This window comes from Flavobacterium sp. 316 (assembly GCF_000967805.1).
GTDB lineage: Bacteria > Bacteroidota > Bacteroidia > Flavobacteriales > Flavobacteriaceae > Flavobacterium > Flavobacterium sediminilitoris.
Genome location: NZ_JYGZ01000004.1, coordinates 283,473 through 302,095 on the forward strand (window position 1 = coordinate 283,473; position 18,623 = coordinate 302,095).

At 28.9% G+C, this 18,623-nt stretch carries 12 protein-coding genes; 2 read left to right on the top strand and 10 right to left on the bottom strand.

Annotated features, from left to right (window positions below; translation table 11 throughout):
• Positions 1-7 precede the first annotated feature (7 nt).
• Positions 8-1,447, top strand: coding sequence for a nucleoside recognition domain-containing protein (locus SY27_RS10060; protein ID WP_045969809.1), 1,440 nt, complete (start codon positions 8-10; stop codon positions 1,445-1,447).
• Here SY27_RS10060 and SY27_RS10065 read toward each other — a convergent pair.
• From SY27_RS10065 to SY27_RS10100, 8 genes are all read right to left on the bottom strand, one after another.
• A complete protein-coding gene (locus SY27_RS10065) occupies positions 1,444-2,841 on the bottom strand; it encodes an MATE family efflux transporter (RefSeq protein WP_045969811.1) in 1,398 nt (465 codons plus the stop codon). The two genes, SY27_RS10060 and SY27_RS10065, sit on opposite strands and share 4 nt — an antisense overlap.
• A gap of 21 nt (positions 2,842-2,862) precedes the next feature.
• Complete coding sequence (locus tag SY27_RS10070; protein WP_045969813.1) at positions 2,863-4,653, bottom strand: IucA/IucC family siderophore biosynthesis protein; 1,791 nt, start codon at positions 4,651-4,653, stop codon at positions 2,863-2,865.
• 2 nt (positions 4,654-4,655) lie between these two features.
• A complete protein-coding gene (locus SY27_RS10075) occupies positions 4,656-5,252 on the bottom strand; it encodes a GNAT family N-acetyltransferase (protein ID WP_235270949.1) in 597 nt (198 codons plus the stop codon).
• A gap of 16 nt (positions 5,253-5,268) precedes the next feature.
• Positions 5,269-7,695 carry a GNAT family N-acetyltransferase gene (locus SY27_RS10080; RefSeq protein ID WP_235270951.1) on the bottom strand — a complete coding sequence of 809 codons (2,427 nt, stop codon included), beginning with the start codon at positions 7,693-7,695 and terminating at the stop codon, positions 5,269-5,271.
• 43 nt (positions 7,696-7,738) lie between these two features.
• On the bottom strand, positions 7,739-8,854 hold the full coding sequence (locus SY27_RS10085) for a heparan-alpha-glucosaminide N-acetyltransferase domain-containing protein (protein WP_045969815.1): 1,116 nt from the start codon (positions 8,852-8,854) through the stop codon (positions 7,739-7,741).
• Between the two features lie 7 nt (positions 8,855-8,861).
• Positions 8,862-10,193, bottom strand: coding sequence for a lysine N(6)-hydroxylase/L-ornithine N(5)-oxygenase family protein (locus SY27_RS10090; protein ID WP_045969817.1), 1,332 nt, complete (start codon positions 10,191-10,193; stop codon positions 8,862-8,864).
• Positions 10,194-10,198: 5 nt separating this feature from the next.
• Positions 10,199-11,734 (bottom strand): aspartate aminotransferase family protein, encoded by a 1,536-nt coding sequence (locus SY27_RS10095; protein WP_045969819.1) that lies wholly within the window; start codon positions 11,732-11,734, stop codon positions 10,199-10,201.
• Positions 11,735-11,871: 137 nt separating this feature from the next.
• Complete coding sequence (locus SY27_RS10100) at positions 11,872-12,501, bottom strand: response regulator transcription factor (protein WP_045969821.1); 630 nt, start codon at positions 12,499-12,501, stop codon at positions 11,872-11,874.
• A gap of 196 nt (positions 12,502-12,697) precedes the next feature.
• Between SY27_RS10100 and SY27_RS10105 the strand changes: the two genes are divergently transcribed.
• A complete protein-coding gene (locus SY27_RS10105; RefSeq protein ID WP_045969823.1) occupies positions 12,698-14,299 on the top strand; it encodes a fumarate hydratase in 1,602 nt (533 codons plus the stop codon).
• Positions 14,300-14,381: 82 nt separating this feature from the next.
• On the opposite strand, the gene SY27_RS10110 is transcribed toward SY27_RS10105, so the two are convergent.
• Both SY27_RS10110 and SY27_RS10115 read right to left on the bottom strand, forming a co-directional pair.
• A complete protein-coding gene (locus SY27_RS10110) occupies positions 14,382-17,285 on the bottom strand; it encodes a M4 family metallopeptidase (protein WP_045969825.1) in 2,904 nt (967 codons plus the stop codon).
• Positions 17,286-17,427: 142 nt separating this feature from the next.
• Complete coding sequence (locus SY27_RS10115) at positions 17,428-18,594, bottom strand: class I SAM-dependent rRNA methyltransferase (RefSeq protein ID WP_045969827.1); 1,167 nt, start codon at positions 18,592-18,594, stop codon at positions 17,428-17,430.
• Positions 18,595-18,623 lie beyond the last annotated feature (29 nt).

Below are 18,623 nucleotides of genomic sequence, written 5' to 3' on the forward strand. Positions count from 1 at the left end.
TCAAGTTATGGTATTAAGTAGATTTTGGCTAGCTATTTTCGTCTCATCAATTGCTTTTATAATTATAGGATTATTCACTTCAAAATATTATTCTATTGATTATGTTCTAAATGGTAAAAAAGACGAGCCTATATTAATTGCTGAAAAATATTTAAAAGACATTCCTCAGTTTATTCAAGATAGTATTCAAAATTCTTCTGAAAAAACTTTTGTTTTAAATTACAATACAAAAGATGCCGACACTACCTATATATATAACAAACAAACTGTTAAATTATATAGTGGTATTCAACAATCTGATGGATTATTACCAATGTGTAAAAGCAGTTTAATGGATTTAATCCTTCCGCTAATTGCATATCTAGCTTTTTTCTGTGGAATTATGGAATTATTAATTATTTCTGGAGCATCTGAAAAACTAGCTAAAAAATTGAGCCCTATGTTTGCTAAAGTTTTTCCATCTATCCCTAAAAATCATGAATCTATTTCTTATATGACCTTAAATTTTGCAGCTAACTTTTTAGGATTAGATTCTGCTGCGACCCCTTTTGGATTAAAAGCCATGCAAAGTTTACAAGAATTAAATGAAGACAAAGATAAAGCAAGTGACTCTCAAATTATGTTTATGTGTTTACATGCTGCTGGATTAACTTTGATTCCAACATCTATAATTGGATATCGTGCGGCTGAAAATGCTGCAAATCCTGCTGATGTGATGTTACCTTGTATAATTACCTCATTTGTAGGAACGATTGCTGCTTTTTTATTAGTTGGTATGAAACAAAAAATCAATTTTAAAAGCACTTCTTTATTAGCTGTTTTAATGGGATTGATTGGAGCTATAATTGGTCTATTATTCTATGTAAACACCTTAGATTTAATAGGTAAAAATTATTTTACCGCTAATTTATCTGGCGTATTATTATTAGCAATCATTGGTTTTACTTTAATTTTTTCCTTCATTAACGAGAAAAAGTTCACTGCTCAAAAAACAACTATGTTTGACACTTTTGTTGTAGGGGCAAATAATGGATTAAAAACTGGTGTAATGATTTTTCCTTATGTAATGGGAATGCTTGTTGCCATTTCTCTATTGAGAAATAGTGGTTTATTTGAAATTATAAGTTACGGAATTTCTTTTGTTTTTGCTCATTTAGGTGTAGCCAAAGAAATTACAGACTCACTACCTGTTGCTATTTTAAGACCATTTAGTTCTGGTGGTTCTCGTGGTTTTATGATTGATGCAATGCGCACTTTTGGTCCAGACTCATTTGCTGGTCGTTTAAGTTGTATTTTTCAATGTAGTGCAGAAACTACTTTTTATGTTATAGCTGTCTATTTTGGTTCTGTAAGTATCAAAAACACACGTTATACTTTAGGCATGATGTTATTAATTGATTTAATTTGTGTTATTACTGGAATTTTAGTGGCAAGTTGGTTTTTTTAAACTTTTACATTAATCCATTTCCCTCTTTTATACATCATAATACTCATTATTGTGATTAATGCTTCTGCTACAGGAATTGCAATAAAAACACCTGTAGCCTCAAATTTAAAAGTATATGAAAGCATATAAGCTAAAGGAATTTGAATTAACCAAAACCCTACAAAATTTATCCAAGTAGGAGTTATAGTATCTCCTGCTCCATTAAAAGCATTATTAAGCACCATCCCTATTCCATAAAAAAGATAACCATAACTTACAATTTGTAATGCCGAATAAGCTATTTCAATAATATATATATCGTTTGTAAAAAACTGAATCATTTCTTTCCCAAAAAGCAAACACAAGATCATTACTATAGCTAAAAAAATAACATTATATTTTGTAGTTAAAACAACTGCTTCTCTAACTCTTTCTTTATGTTTTGCTCCTAAATTTAACCCTACCAATGTTGCAGTAGCATTACTCAATCCCCAAGCTGGCAACATAAAAAACATCATAATTCGTATTGCAGTTTGAAATCCAGATGATCCATTTTCTCCACCTGTTTTTGCTACAATTTGTGATAAAAATATCCAACTACATGATGCTATTACATATTGCATAACTCCTGGTGTTGATACTTTAATAAGCGACATAATTACTTTATATTTTGGTTTAATATATTTCATTTTAATAGTTATCAATCTTACTTTAAAAAACAAAAAATACAATTGATAAAAAACACCTAATGCTCTTCCTATTGCAGTAGCTAGTGCAGCTCCTACAATTCCCATTTCAGGAATAAATCCGTAACCATTAATTAAAACAGGACATAAAACAATATTACAAATGTTTGCAAACCATAAACTTTTCATGGCTAATGCAGGATTTCCAACTCCTCTAAAAATTCCATTTATAAGAAAGATTAGTATAATAAAAACACTACTTCCTAAAATAATTTTAGGATATAAAATACCATACGCAATTGACTGATTTGATGCGCCTAAAAAAACAAATATTTCTTCTGAATATAAAACACCTACAACACTAATTATTATCGAAATAAAAACAGATATAAGAATAGATTGCATTGCAACTACTCCTGCTTTTTTCGTTTTTCTCTCTCCTACTCTTCTAGATATAATTGCAGTGGTTGCTACACTCAGTCCAATAGAAATAGAATAAATAATAGTATTTATAGACTCCGTTAGTCCTATAATCTGAATTGCTAAATTACTTTTGTCTAAATGTCCTACAAAATACAAGTCTACTAAAGCAAAAACAGATTCTAGAACCAATTCTAAAACCATCGGAATAGCTAAGAAGAGAATGGCTTTATTCATATTCATACTAGTAAAGTCATGATTTCCATCTCCATTTAATACTTCTCGCAAAAAATTTATTATTCTCTTCATTTTATATATTTATAAAACTTCTTATTTATAATTAACCAATGGGTTTTGCAACTTTCCTACAAACTGCAAACTATCTGTTGGTGCTGTTAAATCTAGCATTTGTTTATTATTCTTTAATTGTAGACGATTTAAACAACAAGCATCAAATTCATTCACGAACAAATCAAATTTATTAAATTGCGATTGTAATTCTGGATAATCATTTTTATAATTATGAATACATTTTGCTACTAATTTCCAAAATTCGTTTTCAAATATAATCTCATTTTCATGAAGAATTGAAGCAAGAAATCTAAAAAAAAATTCAAAAACATCATTTAATATGCAAAGTACCTTTAATGAGTCATCCATATCAACATAGATACGTTTTGCTTTTTCAGGCAATGGTATTTTAGTATTAAAAAGCATTATCTCTTCAGTAATATCTTTCATTATTGCTTTTGTAGGAATATTATTTTCTAATACTAAAATTACATTTTCTCCATGAGGCATAAATACTATTTCATACTGATAAAAACAATGAAGTAATGGAGAAAGATAACAATCTAAATAACGATTAATCCATTCTTTAGCTGAAATTCCTGAAGATTGAATAAGCTGTTTTACAAAAGATTCTCCTTCATTATCGATATGTAATAAAGCAGCCATTGTCATACATTTTTCATTCTTTTCAAGTTTTGGAATAGGACTTTCTCTCCACAATGTTGCTAACATTTTATTATGTGCAATTCCTCTTCCAAGAGGTTCATATAAAAAGTTTCTATATCCTAAGGTTGCTACTTCTCCCAACAATATAAACCTTTTACCTTGCAAATAATTATCTTCCTTTACTAAATTATCAATCCATTGCGTAATTGCAGGTGTACTTTCCATATAATAAGGAGAAAGTCCTCGCATAAATCCCATATTTACTACAGAAAGAGCTGTTTTTGCATAATTTTTTTCTGGATTACTTATATTGAAAAAAGTACGTATCGATTGTTGAGCTGAATAAATATCTTTTCCATATCCTAAACAAATTAAATTTTCTGAAGCAATATCATGAGAAAAAATTAATGTTAATTTATTAAACCATTGCCAAGGATGAACAGGGAAAAAGAAAAAATCATCTTTATTACGTCCTTTATTTTTAATTCTATTTTCAAATTCTATTTGTGTTTCCTCATCTAATTCTTGTTGTATAAGTTTTTTATAACTCAAGGTGTCAATACTTGAAAAAGTTGCTCTACTTTTATGTCCTGCTAACCAAATTAATTGGACAGGAGCATTTGCTTCTGGAGAATATTGCATAAAATCAAGGCTATTAAATCCGTTTTTACCGCTATTTGCTAGAAAACACGGATGACCTTCTGTCATAGCATGTTCTATCTCTTGATAATCTTGATTAACTAATTCCTTTGCTGAGTATTTTTGATTTTCAATTTTAAATGCTGTGCTATAAATAGTACTTGTAATTTCTTCCAGATATGTTGGTAACAATATTTCTGGAATATCAAAAACATCTTTAAACTCAATTATAAAATCTGGAAGAGATAAAGTCACTTCTTTATCTTTAGTCATTTTTTTAATACTTTCTGATACTATTGCCCAATGATTCAAGGACAAAATAGAAGCCTTAAAACTGTATTTATTATTTTTATCAGGTGTATAAACAATATACTCATTATTCTCGTTTGGAATTGGGTTTATTAATAATTCATGAGCAAATTCGCTAAGTGCTTTTTTAACTAATTGCCTATTTGCCTTGTCCCAATTACTTTTAGTTATATGTTTAATAGTATCATTTGGAGTAATTAAAATGGTATTATTCATAATTATAATTTTTCTAAGGCTTTGTAATAGTCTTCACGAGTACAAAATTCTAAATGTGCTTTTTTATGTGGAAGTTCTACAATTCTTTGAAAAACAAAGCCTGCTTTTTTATTAAGTTGATGGATTTTATAATTTCGAGCATCTGGTTCTACTACTATTCGTTTTACTTCACTATCATTAAATATAAAATCAAGTATAACGGTAAAAATAGACCATGTGAAGTTTTTAATTGGGTTTTCTGATGGAGCTACTAAAATGTGCATACCTCGATCTCCTTTTTCCACATTGTAATAGTTGTTAATTACATCTTCCTTTGGATTATAACATTCTAATAAAAAAGATATTATTCCATTAAAGGTTCCTATATAAACTTGAGTGTTTTTAACTATTTTTTCATAGGCTATTTTAACCTCATCAAAAGAAAAACCCATCATTCCCCAATAAATTGCATATTCTTTATTTACCCATTTATGAATAGCTTCAATGTCTTTTTCTAAATTTATAGGTCTTAATTCAAAAGTTCCGATTTCAGAAATATTTTTAGTAAAAACAACTTCTTCCAAAGTATCTTTAGTAAGATGTTTACTTGTATTTATCATTATATATTGAAAAAAATTAAACCGTTACTTTTTTATAAGGAGCTATTGGATTTTGTAATTTTCCTTTAAATTGTAATAAAGCAACAGGATCATCAAGATCTATCATTGTTTTATTATTGTTTATTTGCAAACGGTTTAAACATGATAATTCAAACTGTGTTTCAAATAAATCATACTGTTCAAATTTTCCTGCAAGATGCGGCTGTGTTTCTTGATAATCATGAATACATTCGGCAACTAATTCCCAAAAACGATTTTCATTATAATTTGCATATTCAACTAATATACTCGACATGAATCGGAAAAAACCATCAAAGACATCTATAAAAATGGATAATAATTTAACATTTTCAGGTACTTCTGCATAAATTCGGCTAATATTTTCAGGAATTTCAACTTCAGGATTTAGAATTACAGCTTCTTCTGTTATATCTTTTATAAACGAACGAATGGGAATATGATTTTTAAATCCTAATATTATGTTTTCTCCATGTGGCATAAATACTAAATCATACTGGTAGAAACAATGTAGTAATGGACTTAGATATACTTTAAAATATTCTTTCAACCACAAATCAATTTCTAAAGAAGATGCTTTTATAATTTCTGGCAACAAAGCTTTTCCATCATTATCTACGTGTAACAAAGCTGCCATTGTCATTAATTGTTCTTCTTTTTGTAAAAAAGAAACAGGGCTTTCTCTCCACAATGATGCTATCATTTTATTATATGGATTGTGCTTTCCATAATCTTCAAAATAAGGATTAATATAACTTATTGAAGCAATTTCTCCTAACATTTCAAAATTCACATCTTGTAAATATTTGTCTTTCCCTAATAATTTATTCAACCATTCTGCCATTTCTGGTGCTGTTCCTAAATAATATACAGGTAACCCACGCATGAATCCCATATTCAATATTGAAAGTGATGTTTTTGTGTAAAATTTCTTAGGATTGCTAATATTAAATAAAGTTCTGATAGATTGTTGTGCTTGATACAAATCTGGACTATATCCAACACATATTAATTTCCCTTTTGCTATTTCTGGAGAAAAAATATTCGCTAATTTATTAAACCATTGCCATGGATGAATAGGAATAAAATAATATTCTTCTGGATTTTTTCCTTGTTTTTTGATTATATCATTAAACTTTTCAATTGTATCATTATCTAGTTCATGCGATAATAGCGTTTTGTATTCTAACTCTTTTGTTCCTGAATAAATTGTTCTATCAATATGACCTGCTAACCAAAGGATTTGAAATGGATTTCCTGTTTCAGGTGTAAAAGCCTTGTAATCCATACTATTAAATCCTATTCTCCCATTATTAGCCACAAAACCTGGATGTCCTTCAGTCATAGACTGTTCAATAGTTTGAAAATCTGCTTTTACTAACTCTTTAGCTGTTAAAAACTCTTTACCTAATTTATAAGCACTGCCATATAATGTACTAATAATTTCTTCTATATAAGACGGAAACAATTCTTCACTTATTCCTATATTTTCTTTGAATTCAGATATAAAATGTATGGCATCAATTTCTATTTCCACACCATTACGTTCTTTTATTATAGAATTGCTATCAATTATTAAATGATTTAAAGCAAGTAGCTTTGCTTTAAAAGAATATTTTATTTGATTATCATCTGTTGTTAAACAATACTTATTCCAATTATCTTGTTTTTTTTCTACTTTAGGATGTAATAATAATTCATGTGAAAATTCGCAAATTGCTTTTTTAACTAATAATTTATTTGCTTTTTCCCAAACTTCTGAATTGATATGTTGAACTGCTTGTTCTGGAAATTCTATTTGATTATGATATAGCATTTTTGTTTGTTTTAAATTGAATGTATCTATTGCTTTTACAAATTGCTCTCTTGTACAAAAGGCTAAAAGTGCTGTTTTATGGGGTAATTCTATCATTTTATCATCTACAAATCCTACGCGATGACAGATGTTAAACATTTTTTTATTTCGAATATCAGGTTCTACAACAACTCGTTGTATTCTTAAATCGTTAAATATGAATTTCAGAATACTTGAAAAAATATGCCACGTAAATTGATGAATCGGTTTTGTTGTTGGAGCAACAATAATATGTATTCCGCAATCATACTCTTTAACAGAATAATAATTACTAATACTGTCGTATTTTGGGTTATACCTTTCTAATAAGAACGATATATTACCATTCACTAGTCCTATAAAAACATCTGAATGTTTTGTTATTTTTTCATATTCTTGTTTCACTTCTTCCATTTTCTTCCCTTGCATTCCCCAATATTGTGCATATTCACGATTTACCCAGTCATGTATAATAGTTATATCTTTTTCAAGATATAGAGGTCTGAACTCAATAAGACCAAAGTTTGGGATAAAATTAGCGTAGACAATGCTATTCTCTTTTATCTTCATTAATCTATTATCTGTATTCATTTTTATATTGTTTTAATAATATATGATTTTACTATTTCTTCAATTATTCGATTAACTGAGCTTTAGATTGTTTTATTTTTTGAAAACGTAATAGTTTCGTATTTGTTAGTTTGTTTTTACAATTTAAAAAAGCAGCATTTACCATTAAAGTCAACAAGGTCATTACTGGTATTAATAGAGCAACTGTTATCTGATTGTGTTCCCAAAATCCAAAAACATACATTCCCCAATTAATAATTATCCATTGTATTACATACAAACTAGTTACATTTTTACTTAAGTAAGTTATTCCTTTAAAAAGTGTCTTATATTCTCCTATTAATATTGTAAGGATATTTGAAATCCATAAAAACAGTAACATTACACCCATTAATACTATGCTTCCACCTGGTCCTAAGTGATAATAATCACCAAAATGATATTCAGGGTTTATCTTAATCAATATTGCACCTACTAAAATGAATACGATTCCTTGTATTGCAATTTTTTTAAAAAAAGTATTTTCATTCTCTTTAAGTTCTTTGTACCATTTTCCTAAAAAAATACCTATTAAAATGAATGAACTCCAAGGAAAAACAGGAAAGTAAACATTGAATTTATTACTAAAGAAGAGATCACATAAATAGTCTATTCCTGCAATACCTATTCTATATCCACTCATTTCTTTAGAGAGAGAAATAATTATTAGTCCTATTATCAAAGGAATCCATTTATTCTGACTAAAATGATTAATACATGCAATAATAAAAAGTGTAATTCCTGCAAGTTGTAAAATATCTCCTAAACATAAGAAAAACAATGCCGAATCAAGTGTTTGAGATATTAGTCCGTATGCCTCAACAAACCTTTGTGGAAGTCCTCCAAAAATATATTCTGGCACCCAAAATTTTAATATATTTAATCCATAACCTATTAAAAGAATTATTAATGCTCTTTTACATATTGCACTAAAATGTTGTCTACTCGATTGGTTAAATGAAATTCCCATTATTACAAGAAACATAGGTGTTCCTCTTCCCATCCATAAAATAATTTCTCCTAAAAGTGTTTGGGTTTGAGTTTGAATACTTCCATATATAAGCATGGTGTGAACAATGATAACCAATAAAACACTAATTCCTCGTGCAAAGTCAATAGCTGCTATTCTTTTCTTCTCCATATCTTTATTAAAGAATTAATTCAAATACTTCTGAAGAGATTACTTCTTCTTTTTCTACTCCGAATTGTTGAAATGCAATTTGCTTTTCAATAGAATAATATTCTTTTCCTGTTAGTTCTTTAATGATATAAGAATTTCTATAGCATGCCATTCCTAAATCTGGAGTAACAAAACCATGAGTATGTAACTCTGCATTTTGAACAAATATTTCATTAGCATTTACATCTATACTATAATTTCTATGAGTAGCAAATCGTTCTTTTTTATCCCACTTAATTCTATTTTTAATTCCGTTAAGAAATTCTGGAAGTTTATAGTTATATCCTGTTGCTAAGATTAGCGCTTCCGTAGTATGACGATATTTTTTATCTTGCTCTATTTGATGAAGTTCTAATTCAAAATATCCTGTTTCTTTGTTATAATTAGATTTTATACATTCTGAATTTGTTCTTAAATTAACATCTATTTCTTTAATCACTTTTTTACTATATATAGTATCAAAAATATTCCCTATTAAATCTTTATTAATTCCTTTATACAATATTTTTTGTTCTTTTAACAATTCTTCTCTTTTGTTTTCGGGTAAATTATAAAAATAGTCTACATACTCTGGAGAAGTCATTTCAAGAGTTAATTTACTATAGTCCATTGGGAAAAATCGAGGAGAACGTGTTATCCAATTTAATTGATATTCATATACATCTATTTCTTGTAGTAAATCATTAAAAACTTCTGCTGCACTTTGACCACTACCTAAAACTGTAATTGATTTTTGCTTTTGTAACTCTTCTTTATTTTGAATATATGCAGAAGAATGAATTGCTTTTTCTTTTAGTATTTCACATGATTTTGGAACATGAGGAGATGTTCCAGTTCCTAGAATGAGCTTTTTAGTATTATAAGTCTTTATATCGTTTGTTTTTGTGCATTTTGTGGTTACACTATATAATGCATCTGATTCATTATAATCTATTTGTATAACTTCAGTACTAAAAAACACATTAGGCAATTTTTTTATTGCCCATTGACAATATTGATTGTATTCGTTTCGTAATAATAAAAAGTTTTCTCTAATATAAAAAGAATACATTTTCCCTTGTTCTTTACTATAATTTAAAAAGCTAAATGGGCTTGTTGGGTCAGCTAATGTAACTAAATCAGCAAGAAACGGAATTTGCAATGTTGTATCTTGTAATAACATTCCTGGATGCCAATTAAAAGATTCATTTTTATCAAAAAAAACACCATTCAAATTTTCAATTGGTTGTGTTAAACATGCCAGTCCTAAATTGAATGGACCAACACCTATGGCTATAAAATCGTATGTTATATTTTTCATTTTTATTAATTTTTTAAAGAATATTGTTGTCCGTGATGAATAATAAGTGCTATTACTTCTTCAATATCCTGAGTTGTTGTAAGCGGATTAAGCAATGTGAATTTCAAGAAAACCTCATCATTTACTTTAGTACTGGTTATAATTGCTTTCCCTTCATTAAAAATTGCTTTTCTTATGTAACTATTTAAATTACAATAAGAAACATCATTCCCAAAAAATGGAGTATATCTAAAAACAATTGCACTAATTTCTGGATTGTGTATCATTTCAAAATCTTTTCTTTCTCTCAAAAAGTTTGCTGTGAACTGAGCATTTTCAACTGCTTTTTCTAAATATGAACTTAATCCTTCTACTCCAATAATTCTTAATGTGAACCATAGTTTAAGTGCATCAAAACGTCTAGTAGTTTGTATTGATTTCTTAACCATATTTGGAATTCCTTCTTCTTCTTGTTCTTTAGAATTAAGGTAATCTGCATGATATTTTATATAATCTACAAATGACTTATCTCTCATAAAAAAGCCACTTGAACTTACTGGTTGATAAAATGTTTTGTGATAATCTATAGTAGCAGAATCAGACAATTCAATTCCTTTTAGTTTATTTTTATGTGTCTCACTTATTAATAAACCACCTCCATAAGCTGCATCTACATGAAACCATAAAGAATTTTTCTTCGCAATTCTTGAAATCTCTATTAATGGATCAATTGAACCAAAATCTGTTGTTCCTGCGGTTCCTACAATTGCAATAGGTATATTTCCTAGCTCTTTTTGTTTTCTTATAGCTTGTTCTAACTTTGTAATATTCATTTTAAAATCAGAATCAACAGAAACTGGAACTACTGCATTTTGCCCTAATCCAAGTAAACTTAAATTCTTCTTTAAACTAAAATGACTTACTTCTGAACATAATATTTTAAATTTTGAAGCTTCGGAAGGTAATCCATCCATCTTTGGATCAATATCATAATTGTTTTTTATATAATAATCCCTAGCTAATAAAAGCCCCATTAAGTTAGATTGAGTTCCACCACTTGTAAAAATGCCATCTCCTTCTTTTGGATATCCCATAATTCCTAGAGTCCACTCGATTAATTTTAGTTCAATAAATGTGCCTCCTGTACTTTGATCCCAAGTATCCATAGAAGAATTAAGAGATGAAATAAACGCTTCTGCAACTAGTGTTGGTGTTAAAATAGGGCAATTTAAGTGTGCTATATATTTAGGATTATGAAAATGAACACAATCATTTAAATAAATTTCTTTCAGTTCTTCTAAAACATAATTCAATGAGTGTTGTCCTTTAAAATTTTCAAGTTTTATACTTTCAATTCTTTCTTTTATATTTTTAATAGAAGTTCCTGTAAAAGGAGTTTTTCTCTTTTTAACATGCTTACTTATAACATGAATTGCTTTTTTCATGCTATTTTTATAATTTGTAATACTACTTTTTTCATTTGAGAAAACATATTGTTTAAAGATATCTTGGCTTATTATAGCCTCATTTGTGTTTTGATTAGTTTGCTTGACAATGTTCATTTTTTATTTTTATTTAGATTAATTCTAAAAAGAGAAACAAAATTAGAGTCAAAATAAATAGAAACAAATACTAAAATAATGGTAATTTAATTGATTATTGAGAGTATTTAAAAATACCATTTTTGGAGTAGATTCTTTTAAACAATACTACTTTTTAATGCATATAAAACAAGCTTAGATGTTGAATTTGCACTAGTTTTTTTCATTATATTTTTTCTATGAGTACGAAAAGTATGAACACTTATAAATAAAATTGAAGCAATTTGATTTCCTGTTTTCCCTTGAGCTATTAATTTTAATATTTCAATTTCCCGAGTTGTTAAATGATTGCAATCATTCTGTTGTTTAACAAGGTTATTTTCTAAAACGCTATTTAAAATTTGATTACATATATATCTATCATTCCTCTGTATTTTAATTAATGCTTCATAAAACACTTGTTCTTGACTATTCTTACAGATATAACCACTTATCTCCTTTTTATACAGAAACTCATCTTCAAACTCGTTGTGAAAACACGTAATAATTATAATTCTACACGTAGGGAATAATTTATTTATATTTAAAACATCTCTTTTCTCTATATCAATTACATTATTAACATCTATAAAAAGATAATCTATTTCTGTATTATTAAGGGTTTTTATCAATTCTCTCTTTGTTGACAATTCAGTAATTGTCAAACTATTAAAATGTTTCTTCAATACATGTTTTAGCCCTATCCTATATAAATTTTGGCTATCTGCAATAATAATATTTGATTTCATTTTTTATTTATTTAGACTTGATAAAAATAATAATATTTTTTAACTTTTCTTTATTAAATTATAATTAGTCTTTTATAAAACTGAAACTATTTACTTTAGAATAATTATAAAATATACCTAAAATTTGAAAAGCAGAAAAGAATCACTTCGTAATTTTTAAACATTCCGTAACTTTACGCTTCTAAAAACTAATACAATGGATTTTATATACCAAGACCCTTATCTTATTGAAAAAGATGATACTAAATACAAAAAAATATCTTCTGAATTTGTAAAAGTAGAAAAACTAGGAGATCGAGAAATTTTAACAATTGATCCAAAAGGATTAGAACTTCTTTCTGAAGTAGCTATGAATGATGTTTCGTTTATGCTTAGAACGAAACATTTACAAAGTTTGCAAAATATTTTAAATGATCCTGAAGCAACAGATAATGATCGTTTTGTTGCCTATAATTTATTACAAAATGCTTCTGTAGCAATTGATGGTGAACTTCCTTCTTGTCAAGATACAGGAACTGCTATTGTAATGGGGAAAAAAGGAGAAAATGTTTATACTGGTGTTGATGATGCTGAATGGTTATCCAAAGGAATTTTCAACACGTATCAAAAGAAAAATTTACGTTATTCTCAGATTGTGCCTATTAGCATGTTTGAAGAAAAAAACTCTGGATCAAATCTTCCTGCTCAAATAGATATTTATGCAAAAAAAGGGAATTCTTATGAGTTTTTATTTTTAGCAAAAGGTGGTGGTTCTGCTAATAAAACTTTTCTATATCAAAAAACAAAATCGTTATTGAATGAAAAATCGATGGACGAGTTTATTCGTGAAAAAATTAAAGATTTAGGAACCTCAGCTTGTCCTCCTTACCATTTAGCTTTAGTTATTGGCGGAACTTCAGCAGAAGCAAATTTAGCTGCTGTAAAAAAAGCTTCTGCAGGTTATTTTGATCATTTACCTACATCTGGAAATATGTCTGGACAAGCTTTTAGAGATTTAGAATGGGAAAAAAGAGTACAAAAAATTTGTCAAGAAAGTGCTATTGGAGCTCAGTTTGGAGGAAAATATTTCACTCATGATGTTCGTGTAATTCGCTTACCTCGTCATGCTGCTTCTTGTCCTGTAGGATTAGGTGTATCATGTTCTGCTGACAGAAATATTAAAGGAAAAATTACTAAAGAGGGTATCTTTGTAGAACAATTAGAAACTAATCCAGGTCAGTTTTTACCTAAAGTTGCTCCTCATTTAGAAGAACCTGTTATTATTGATTTAGATAAACCAATGAAAGAAATATTGGCTGAATTAACAAAATATCCTATTAAAACTCGTTTGAAATTAAATGGAACAGTTATAGTAGCTCGCGATATTGCTCATGCCAAAATAAAAGAATTGTTAGATTCTGGTAAACCAATGCCTGAATACTTCAAAAACCATCCAATATATTATGCTGGTCCTGCAAAAACTCCTGAAGGAATGCCATCTGGAAGTTTTGGTCCTACTACTGCTGGAAGAATGGACCCTTATGTAGATGAATTTCAAGCTGCTGGCGGAAGTATGATTATGCTTGCTAAAGGAAATCGATCACAACAAGTTACAAATGCTTGTGCTAAATATGGTGGATTTTATTTAGGTTCTATAGGTGGTCCTGCGGCAATTTTAGCAAAAGACAATATTTTAAAAGTTGAAGTAGTCGATTTTGAAGAACTTGGAATGGAAGCTGTACGAAAAATTACAGTTAAAGATTTTCCTGCTTTTATTATCACTGATGATAAAGGAAATGATTTCTTTGCCAATCTGTAATAATTCTTAGTTTGATTATAATATAAAAAGGCTGTCTAAAAAATTTAGAACAGCCTTTTTCACTTAACTTAACTCAAAAAACTTACTCTTTAATAAACTTATTTGTTATTTTCTCTTTGTAGGTGTTTAATTCTATAACATAAACTCCTGTACTTAATTTTGATACATTAACCTGATTATCTTTAATTTGACCTTCTAAAACTAGTTGCCCAAATAAATTAAACACTTTATAATCTTTCATTCCATCATTAGAAATAACATTTAAAACATCACCCTTTACTGGATTTGGATACATTTCAAAATCAATTCCTTGTTTAATTTCTGTTACAGTATTGATATTTGAAACTAAACCTGTTGTTCCTACACAAAAATTTGTTGATTGGCTTGCTCCAAAATTTCCCCCAGAAGCTAAAGTAGTTCCTCCAGATGTTACAGTATAGCTCCCATTACCATACGAACAACACATTCCATCTCCATAGGTATCATTAATTTTAAAAGTATAACATCCAGCGGCTAAACATTTTGTAATAGTCAACGAAGAACCATCAGCTTGACTACCATAAGTTCCTCCTGATTCTACTACTTGACTTGCTGAATTTAATATCTGCCAACTTGTTTCTTCAGGATAATTATCAAAAGTTAAATTTACATTTACATTAGTACAGGTTGGAGGATTTACTATTCCAGTTGATAATGAAATATCATCTACTGCAATATCACCTTGCCAGGTTGTCCCTGTTGAACCTACAAATCTTAACCTAACCGTATCTCCTGCATAAGAAGCTAAATCAACTGAAGCATCTAACCATGAATTTCCTTGATTTCCAGATTTTGTCCAAACATCAGTCCATGATGTTCCATTAGTGCTAGCTTGTAATTTTAATCCTCCCATACCAGCAACCCCATACATGTGATATTTAAAAGTAAATGTCGCTGAAGAAGTACTACTCAGGTCATAACAAGGTGAGTTTAATATTGTTGATTTGTTTGAATAATTAGGACTTGAAGCTTCTACATATACATAATATGTGCCTTGAGCAGCACCAGAAGGTCCTGTATTAGTAGATGGTGTTCCGTTTGAATTAATTATCCAATCGAAATCATCTCCTGATCCTTGTGTCCATGCTCCCAAAGTATTTTCAAATCCTTCAGAATAAGGAAAAGTTGTTATTGTTGTTGAACATGTTGTTGGGTTTCCTCCACCTGAATAAGCTGAACCAACTCCTACTGCATAAAAAGCATTAGTTGTTGCAATTACCTCAGCAGATGCATCTCCATATAAATCTATAGCTGCTTGAATACCATAAGTACGTGCGTTAGCAAAAGTTGAATTAGCCGATAAATATACACTCTCTAATCTATAAGCAATGTTTGCAGCCTTATCCATTCCAATTCCTGTAACATTATATGGACTTCCAATATCATTAGTTCCTGATTTTCCTTGAACCAAAATGTAAAACCAATGATTTAATACACCACTATTTGTATGAACTCCACAATAATCATTTGATTGTGTTGGTGTTCCACAGTTTGGATTTTTCCAATAGGTTCCTCCATAAGTATCAGGTTGTCCTTCACTTTTAGGATTACTCATTGAACGAAGTGATGTATGACCAGAACGTCTCTCTATATCTTCCCCAATTAACCAAGTTTGCTTATTAGGCGCTGCATAAAACTCTACTGTTGCACCCCAAATATCTGAAAACCCTTCATTTAAAGCTCCAGATTCTCTTTGATAAGCTAAATTTGCGGTATATGTACACACTGCATGTCCTATTTCATGAGCAGCTACATCTAATGAGGTTAATATATCAAAATAGGTTCCACTACCATCTCCATAAGTCATTCTTGAACCATCCCAAAATGCATTATCATAATTAGAACTATAATGCACATAACTATTAATTGCTGCTCCAGAATTATTAAAACTATTTCTATTGTGTTTTGAACTCCAATAATCGTAAGTCATTTCTGCTCCCCAATGCGCATCTAATGCTCCATTATCTTTGTTTGCGCTATGTTCGGCTGTTGTCCAATTGTTATCATTATCCGTAAAATTAACCGCTGAACCATAATTAGTTCCTGTATTCATATCGTACGTATTAACACCATTACCTCTCGTATTATCTTTTAGAATATAACTTCCGCCACTTAATGTTGTCTCAATATTTTTACTTCCACTATACCTTGTTGCAGCAGTACCTGTAATCAAAGTTTCTAGTGTTTTTGTAATAGCAAAACTATTATCATTTGATATACATGCATGATTTTTAGTAAATAAATGAGCTGATCCATGTCCAAAATTTGTTGCATGCTTAATTGTTGCATTGTAAAATAAAATTTTACCTGATTTTGCATCAACATAAACATCTCCTCTACTCACTGGATTTGTTGAATAAATATCAAATTTATAAGCTAATATTAATTGTGCATTTTCTCTTTCAATACCAATATTTCCCATATCAGGAAGCAATACCAATTCACCTTGAGGTTTAGTATAATTTATTAAAGATGATTCTTTTTTGTCTTCCCATAAAAAAGAACTTCCTCCTACTGCTTTTTTGGCAAGTTCTAATGCAGTACTACTATTCAATATTGGATTTAAATCAACTGTTTTAACATTATACACGTCTCCACTCATTGAGATAATTTTCCCCTTATTAGAATGGATTGTATACGTTGCAAATTCTATTTTTACAGAGCTGTAATACAGTTGAAACTTTTCATGAACAATTCCTAAATTATCTACTTCATCCTTAATTTTTACAAAATTAAAATCTGTTCCTAGTTTAAGATTTTCTTTTAGAACGCTTTGAAAGTCTTTATTTGATACATTTGAATTCTCATTAAAGATTATCAATGCAGGTTGCCCTTTTTCATCATATACTTTCTCCTTCACATTTTTATCTAAAACCTGAGCTGTGGATAAAAATGATGAAGAAAAAAGCAGGACAATTCCGAGGTTTTTTTGCCATCTGTTTTTCATAATTAATTAGTTTTTAATTGTTTGGTTAGAAAAACAAAGGTAGATAAGAATAAAAATATAATTTTACAACAAAGCTATATTTTTTGTTAAATTATATTAAAATATTCAGTTTTTTAATATAATTATTATAAAATAATAAAAATTATTCAACAAAAAGAACCAATCCTTTTAAATAATGACCTTCAGGATGATATATATTTATAGGATGATCTGGTCCTTGAGATAATTTATGAAGTACTCTAATATTTCTTCCTGTTTCAATTGCTGCTGCTGCTATGGTATTATAAAACAAAACATCATCAATTACTTGCGAGCAAGAAAAAGTAAATAAAATTCCTTTTGGTGCTAATGCTTTTAATCCCGCTATATTAAGTCTTTTATATGCTTGAGTTGCTGTATGTTTGCTTTTTATGCTTTTTGCAAATGCTGGAGGATCCAATATTATTACATCATACTCTTTATGATTCTCTTTCATATACTCAAAAACATCAGAAGCAACTGGTTTATGATTTGCATTTGGAAAATTTAATTCCATATTTTTATCTGCCAAATCAACTGCTTTTTGAGAAATATCAACAGATGTTACTAACTCTGCACCTGCACTCATAGCATATATTGAAAAACCACCTGTATAACAAAACGTATTCAACACTTTTTTTCCTTTAGCATATTCACTCAATAATTTTCTATTATCTCTCTGATCAAGAAAAAAACCAGTTTTTTGACCTTCTACCCAATTGACAGCAAATTTTATATTATTCTCTTTTGCAATAGTTTCTGATGTATCACCATATAAAAAGAAATCATTTCCTGTCTGTGGCAATGTTCCACTACTTTTACAATAGATTGTTTCACAATATTCGGGAAAATTAACCTTGATAATTTTTGCAATTTCTTCGATTTGCAAATAAATCCCCGAAGAATGCGCTTGAATAACCCAGTTTTTATTATAATAGTCTACTATTAGCCCTGGAATTCCATCTCCTTCTCCATGTATTAATCGAAAAGCATTTGTTTCATTAAAATCAAGTAGTTTTGTTCTAAGGCTCCATGCTGATTCTAACTTAACTTTCCAAAAATCAGTATCAAATACTTCATCTTTAAAAGTTAATAATCGGACAACAATACTTCCTCTATCACTAAAAAAACCTGTTCCAAGATGCTTCTCATTATTATCTACAACATCCACCATTTCTCCATCATACAACTCTTTACTTACTCCATAAACTGCTCCGCTAAAAACCCAAGGATGACGTCTAAGTATTGACTTTTCTTTTCCTTGCTTTAATATCACTTTTGAAAAACTCATTTCTTTTTTTTACAAAACTAATCTAAGTT